Source organism: Nitrospirota bacterium (genome assembly GCA_035516965.1).
In the GTDB taxonomy this organism is placed as follows: domain Bacteria; phylum Nitrospirota; class UBA9217; order UBA9217; family UBA9217; genus MHEA01.
Genome location: DATIZR010000054.1, coordinates 1 through 6,854, shown reverse-complemented (window position 1 = coordinate 6,854; position 6,854 = coordinate 1). Strand labels below are relative to the sequence as shown.

The window sequence follows — 6,854 nt, the reverse complement described above, 5'->3', positions numbered from 1 at the left end:
GTTCATCCGCAGATGAAACGGTCCCTACACGTTCTCCTTCATCTCCCACACGCCGCAGGGGCAGATCCCCGCGCAGAAGCCGCAGCCGATGCACTTGGATTCGTCCACCGCGTACTCGAAGGACTTGTTCGGGAGCTTCTTCCGCGAGATCGCGCCGTAGTAGCAGGACTGTTCGCACATGCCGCAGTCGCGGCAGGAGCCGCAGCTCATGCACCGGTCCGCTTCCTTCTTGGGCGAGAACTTGATGTCCGAGAGCCTGCAGACCTCGTAGTACTGGGTCTTGATCCGCTCGTAGGGGATCATGCGCCGCTCTTCAGGCACGTAATCCGTGTTCATGAGCAGGGAATGGATCTTGTCCGCGGCCACCTTGCCCTGGCCGATGGCATGGGTCACGAGCCCTGGCTTGGTCGCGTCGCCGATGGCGAATACCTTCACATCCGAGGTCTGGCCCAGGTCGTTCACCGTGATGTAGCCGCGCTCCGTGTTGATCGACGGCGGCAGGAAGTCGAGCACCGGCTTGTCGCCGATCGAGACGATGACCATGTCCGCGTCGAGGGCCGTGCCGTCCTTGAAGAAGATCCGCTTCGCCTTCGCGTCGAACCGCTCGGTCATTTTCGGGTACAGGATCTGCGTCCCCTTGGAGGATGCCAGCTCCATCTCCTTGCCGAAGGCGGCCGGCTTCTGGACATCGACGGCGATCACGGACACGGCGCCGTGGTCCCAAGCCTGGCACGCGATGTCCATGCCCACGTTGCCCGCTCCGATCACGACGACATTCTTTCCCTTGAGGGTTTTCGGCTTGCCGAAGTTGATCTCCTTCAGAAAATCGATGCCCTTGACCACGTCCTCGTGTCCCGGGAACGGGATCACGCGGCCCTCATGGGCACCCACGGCAATGACCACCAGATCGTGGTCCTTGTAGATGCTCTCGAACTTCTTCCGGTCCACCGGCGATTGCACGTGGACCTTCACGCCGATCTCGGCAAAGCGGGCAAGTTCCTTATCCAGGATCTTCTTGGGCAGCCGCTCGCGCGGGATGCACATCTCTATCTTTCCGCCGATCTTGCCCGAGGCTTCGTAGAGGTCGATGCTGTGGCCCTTCAAGCCCAGCTGCCACGCGGCGGAAAGACCGCCGGGACCGCCGCCGATAACGGCGATTGACTGGCCTGTCGCCCTCGCCTTCTTCGGCGCCTTGAGGTTCAGCGCGGCCGAGCCGTATTCCTTGATATTGAGCGGCTGGTCCACCCTGCCGCGGGTACAGTCGGTCATGCAGAGGTTCGGGCAGACCGTGCCGCAGACCGTTGCCGGGAGCGGGCTGTACTGGAGCACGAGCGCCAGCGCCTCGGCGGTCCTCCCCTGCCGGATCAGGCTTGCGCGCTTGTGCGACGGGATGCGCGACGGGCAGGCATAGGCACAGGGAGGAAGGTACTGGTCGTTCTTCCAGACCGGCATCCAGCGCCGCTCCTCGCCCGTGGTTATGTAGGGAAGAACGGTGCGGTCATGCGTGAGATAGGCGCCGAACATGCCGCCCTTGCCCACTTCCTTCTCCCACACATTCGTGCGGAACTCGGTAAGGCCCATCTTGAGCTTGCCTTTTGACTTGGCTTTCTCCGCCGGCGTATAGGCGATCAGCTTCTTCCAGGCGTTCATGTCCCTGGTGAGTTCCTCATAATGGGACATGCGGTCGATGGCCGCAAGATAGGGCTTCATGTTCGCGGTGAGCCATTCCCAGTCCTGCGGGGTCAGGTCCGTGAGCTTCACATCGGCCTTGCTGTATTCCTTGATCGGTCCCCGGAAATAGATCGTGCCGCCGACCATGCCCACGCAGGGACGGTAGCCGAGGATGTTCTCGGGATCGCGGGGACCCACGCCGCAGACCACGGCAATGCCGCCCGCCTTGAACTCGGCGAAGGAGTCGCCCACGCCCCGGAAGTACCAGGACTCGAGGTCGGGAAAGCGGGGGTTCTTCTTGGTCATGGTGTCGCAGCGCGCGCCGCCGCCGCCCTGGACATAGAGCCTTCCCTGGGCCGCAGCGTTGTGCGCGCCGTTCGCGACGTCGCCGAGCACGGTAATGGTCGCGCCGCAGTTGAGCCAGCCGGCGTCATCGGAACAGCTGCCCTTGACCAGGATGTCCGTCCCGTCCATGCCCATGCTGCCCACGCGCTGGCCGCTGGTGCCTTCGATGACGACCTTTACGCTGCCGAACTTCGGCCAGATGCGTCCGCCGATGCCGTGCTGGCCGTCGGCCCGGACCGTGAGTTCCCTTGCGCCGTCCTTCAGGGCCTTCTGGACCTGTTCTTCGAGGTCCTTCGAAGAGACCCGTTTTCCGTTTACATTGCCGTTGATTATCATAGGTTCAACCTTTGCTAACCACAGAGATCACAGAGGAGGCCAGGGGAAATGTTCAGAATGTTCTCTGTGTCCTCTGTGGTAAAGTTTTGTCCGTTTAGCATACATACGAGATCTGCAGCCGGTCGGCGATCTCCTTATCGTTCACGCCGAGTGCGTCGGACATGCCGATCGGGAGCTCCGTACTCCTGCCCAGGGGTGCGAAGATCTTCTTCAGCTCCACGTCGGCCGCCTTGAACACCTCGACAACCCGCTCGGCGACCTTGTCGGGATCGAGACGGCGATACAACTTCGGATCCTGCGTCGTGATGCCCCGCGGGCACTTGCCGAGGTTGCAGACATTGCAGCGGTTGTACTCGTCGCCGAAGCAGTTCGCCGCGGTCTGCATAATGTACTTGCCGATGTCAACGGCCGACGCGCCGAGCATGATCAAGGCCGCGGCGTTCGCGGCCAGGTTGCCCGCCTTGCCCACGCCGCCTGCGGCGATGAGCGGGAGCTCGTTCTGTTTGCCCTGCTTCACGAGGTCCAGGTAGCAGTCCCGGATGTTCGATGCGATGGGATGGCCCATCTTGTCCATGGACACGTTGTAGGCCGCGCCGGTGCCGCCGTCCTCGCCGTCGATGCAGAGCGCCGCCGCATAGGGGTTCCGCGCGAGGTTGTTCAGGACCGCTCGGGCCGTCTTCGTGCCCGAGATCTTGGGATAGACCGGCACGCGGAAGCCCCAGGCCATGGACATGGACTGGATCATCTTCGCGACCGCCTCTTCGATGGAATATTTCGTCTGGTGCGTGGGAGGCGACGCCAAATCGACGAACTGCGGCACGCCGCGGATCTTGGCGATGAGCCCGAGCACCTTGTACGCCTGAAGCAGGCCGCCGTCGCCGGGCTTCGCTCCCTGCCCGTACTTGATCTCGATGGCCGCCGGGTCCTCGATCATGTCGGGGAGCGCACGGATGATCTCGTCCCAGCCGAAATACCCCGACGCGATCTGGAGGATGAAATACTTCATGTAGCGGGACTTCAGGAGGGACGGCGGCATGCCGCCCTCGCCGGAGCACATGACGACCGGGATGCCCTCCACCTCGTTCAGGTACGCAACGCCCATGGCAAGGCCCTCCCACATATGGGGGGAGAGGGCTCCGATGGACATGCTGCCGATCCGAATCGGGAAGATCTCTCGCACGGGCGGGATGAAGGTATGGTCGCTGATCATGAGCTTGCCGCCTTCCACCTTGAGCGGAAGCTGCTCTGCCGGAAGGTTCCTGCCCAGGAGCGTCCGGATGCGGAACTCGTGCCTGCCCGCGTCGAGCGCCGGGTCGGTCAGCATCGAGATGCGCGTGAACTTGAGCTTGTCCAGCGTCGACTGGGAAGGGTCGTTCCGCCTGCCGCCGCGCATGTAGGGGATGCCGCCCTTGTTCTTGAAGTGGTAGAACTTGTGCTGGAAGTTGTATTCCGGAAATATGGCTTCCGTGGGGCAGACGAGCGAACAGGTGCCGCAGCCGATGCAGTAGCGTTCGATCTCCGTCGACTGGCGGACGACCTGGCTCAGGCGCCGAGTGACCGTCGGCTCCGGGTTCGCGCCCTGGGAGGTGACGACGCGCTGCGTGTAGACCGTGGCCTCGATCGCCTTGACCGGGCAGACGGCGGTGCAGCGGCCGCAGCGGGTGCAGCGGTCCTCGCGCCACTGGATGATATAGGGAAGCTCTTTCAGCGAGAGCTGATGGTTCTGGTCTAGCCGTGCAGCTGATTCCATACCGTAACCTCCCGCGCCCCGGGCGCGATGACCACCATGTCGTACTTCATGGGGAAAATGTCCTTTGTCTTGTCCCGGTCCGGGATCGCGCTGTCCACGCCGCAGACCTCGGACATGAGCGCATACTTGCCGGACCTGCCGCCCACCGCTCCGGGCCGCAGCTTCTTCGAGTCCTGCACCATGAAGAGCGATCCGTCGGGCGTGAACCCGATCACGCAGTTGGGGCCGTCGATGCAGAGCGGCCGGAGCGACTTTTTCAAAAGCCGGAGCGCCCCCGCGTCGGACCGCTTCTCTATTTCCGCGTCCTTCATCGGCGTGATGATATCCTTGTAATAATGAAGCGGATACCCGAGGGTCCGGTTCGTGTAGTGCATGATGTGGGTAAAGACCTCGGAATCGGAGTTGTAGCCCATGTACCCCTGGTTGCCGCGGCCCGTCAGGAACTCGCGGATCGGCACGAAGGCCGTGTTCTCGCCGTTCGTCATCGTGGCGTAGCCCTGGATGAAGAAGGGGTGGCAGGCGTAGAGGTAGATGGCATAGTTCGTGTTCTGCCTGCCCTGGGCCAGAACGATCCGGGACTTGAGGCCCGACTTCTCCAGGCCGAAGAACTCGCCCAGCTGGAGCGGGTCCCCCACTTCCTTCAAGGTCAGCACATCGGGATAAAAGGAGAACACGAAGAGCGACCCGTCGGGCTCGCCCATCAGCCGGAGCGCCAGCCTCGTATGCATGAGCAGGTCCTCCTGCTCCTTTTTCGGCTTGTCCCGGTAAGCCGCCGGATAGTCGTAAACCTTGGCGATATAGTGCTCGCGCCGCTCGACGCCGGCAACGTTCTTGATCGGCGGCTCCCAGGAAAACTTCTCCGTGAAGCCCTGGGCCTTCATGTACTCCTCGAGCATCGCAAGCCCCTTGCCCGAGCAGATCGCGGACAACGTGGGATATTTTTTGAAATCGGCGAAGGGACCTGCCATGTCCTTGAGCATGAGCCCGAGGCCCGATCCGTCATGGCCTTCTTTCATGGTCTCGAGCGCGTGGATATTCTCCAGGGGGGAGATATACTCGCTCGAGGTGATAGCACTCAAACGGCACATAGTTGACTCCTTGATCGGCTCCGCAACAGTGAACTCCCGGCTGGGGGGTCCGGGCATTTGATATTGTTCGGGATGGGATGCTCGGAAGTTGGCTGTCCGTCAGGTACGGAGCTTTTTTGCAGGTAAAAAAAGCCCCTTTTCAGGGGCTTTTTGGGTAAAAAATCACCTGCAGGTCGAGGTACAATACACCTGATCGCACGGTTCTGTCAAGCCGAAAGTTTCGTTCCGACATGCCATAGTGCCCGGGAAAAACAAAGAAAAAGCCCCGTTTTTTAGAACGGGGCTTTGATCGGGGATAACAGTAGGGATGCCGTATTTCAGTCCGCTCTATTCCTGCCTTTTCCGGCCGACCTGCTGCCGGGCTGTCCTTACGAGAACAGGAACCGGTTACAGAAAATTCGGAGGCAAGGGAAGCCCGGGCATTGGACGGCCCGGCTTAGCAGCGGCAGCAACGTATTTCAAAACACTCCATTCAGTTCATGGAGCACTCCGGCGTTCTCCCTTGGGGAACAAGCCTATTTGCAGCCTTTGCAGGTCTTGATGCCGAGCAGCGCATAGGGCGGGCACCATCCCACCATTCCGGTTACCAGCGGTATAATGCCGAGATATGCCCAGGGCGTCTTCGGCCCCACAAAGGCAAGCGTCAGAATGGCGAGTCCCGCGATCACCCTGGCCGTTCTCTCCCATGAACCGATGTTCTTCTTCATGATTTCAATCCTCCTTGGATCTGTTTTGACTGTCCGGCTATGCCGGGCCGACGTGTGTCTGGGGAGCAAAATATCAGAAATAAGACCGGGAGTCTGTGACTTTGTCACAGAAGAGAGTTAAAATGGAAAGGCAGGAAAACGGGAACGGGGAACGGATAAAGGCTTTTCCATCTCAACTTATCCTCTTCCCCGCCTCATGTCTTCAGGAGTGTGATCGAATTGCGGGAGAGCTTGATCTGCTGTTTCCGTTCGAAATCCTTGAGCAGCCGGCTTACCACTTCCCGCGAAGTGCCGAGGTCATTGGCGATCTTCTGATGGGTCGTTTCGAGCTGGCCGCTGTCAGATTTTTCAACGAGGTAGCCAAGCAGCCGCTCGTCCATTCTGCCGAAGGCGACCTCCTCCACGAGCTCCATGACCGTCGAGATCCGGTGATTCATGATCGTGAATACGAATCGACGCATCTCCTCCGACTCGGACATCATCCGCTGAAAGACCGGCGACGGAAAGAGCATCAGGTCCGTGTCCGAAACGGTCACCACATAGGCGGGATAGGACCGTCCCGAAAGTATGCAGGAGGCGTTCAGAATGCAGGTCTCGCCCGGGCCGATCTCATACAGCGTGATTTCACGACCCGATTGGCCTATCTTGTACACCCTGACGTCCCCGGAAAGCACAAAAGCGATGCCCGAGCAGGCATCTCCCTCCCGGTAGAGCTGGGTTCCCGAGGGAACCGTCTGCCTTCGGCCCAGGGACAGAAAATCCCGCAGCTGGGATTCGGAAATACCCCGGATCGCGGGAAAGACGTTTATGAATTCGGCAGGCTTCATTCGCGGCTTCATCTTAGTCAGAAATGGATTTTTTGTCAACGGCTAGCTGTCCTCTTCAAAGCGAACAAAAGGACTTCGACCGCCGGTCAGGCTATCAGCCTTCCCGGACCTCCTCGGGAACGATCATGAA

The 6,854-nt window shown here is 60.6% G+C and carries 5 protein-coding genes; all 5 read right to left on the bottom strand.

Annotated elements, in window-relative coordinates:
- Positions 1-24: 24 nt before the first annotated feature.
- Entirely contained in the window at positions 25-2,352 is a 2,328-nt protein-coding gene (locus tag VL197_08275; GenBank protein HUJ17976.1) for an FAD-dependent oxidoreductase, read from the bottom strand.
- A gap of 94 nt (positions 2,353-2,446) precedes the next feature.
- On the bottom strand, positions 2,447-4,102 hold the full coding sequence (locus VL197_08270) for a glutamate synthase-related protein (protein HUJ17975.1): 1,656 nt from the start codon (positions 4,100-4,102) through the stop codon (positions 2,447-2,449).
- The gene (locus VL197_08265) at positions 4,081-5,190 is read right to left on the bottom strand and encodes a glutamate synthase (GenBank protein HUJ17974.1); all 1,110 of its coding nucleotides are present in this window, start codon (positions 5,188-5,190) and stop codon (positions 4,081-4,083) included. Before VL197_08265 ends, VL197_08270 begins: the two co-directional genes overlap by 22 nt.
- A gap of 515 nt (positions 5,191-5,705) precedes the next feature.
- Positions 5,706-5,897 (bottom strand): DUF2892 domain-containing protein, encoded by a 192-nt coding sequence (locus VL197_08260; GenBank protein ID HUJ17973.1) that lies wholly within the window; start codon positions 5,895-5,897, stop codon positions 5,706-5,708.
- 194 nt (positions 5,898-6,091) lie between these two features.
- A complete protein-coding gene (locus tag VL197_08255; protein ID HUJ17972.1) occupies positions 6,092-6,724 on the bottom strand; it encodes a Crp/Fnr family transcriptional regulator in 633 nt (210 codons plus the stop codon).
- Between the last annotated feature and the right edge of the window lie 130 nt (positions 6,725-6,854).

Coding starts and splice junctions, on each gene's coding strand:
- VL197_08275 (HUJ17976.1), bottom strand. CDS start 2,352: ATGATAATCAACGGCAATGTAAACGGAAAACGGGTCTCTTCGAAGGAC.
- VL197_08270 (HUJ17975.1), bottom strand. CDS start 4,102: ATGGAATCAGCTGCACGGCTAGACCAGAACCATCAGCTCTCGCTGAAA.
- VL197_08265 (HUJ17974.1), bottom strand. CDS start 5,190: ATGTGCCGTTTGAGTGCTATCACCTCGAGCGAGTATATCTCCCCCCTG.
- VL197_08260 (HUJ17973.1), bottom strand. CDS start 5,897: ATGAAGAAGAACATCGGTTCATGGGAGAGAACGGCCAGGGTGATCGCG.
- VL197_08255 (HUJ17972.1), bottom strand. CDS start 6,724: ATGAAGCCTGCCGAATTCATAAACGTCTTTCCCGCGATCCGGGGTATT.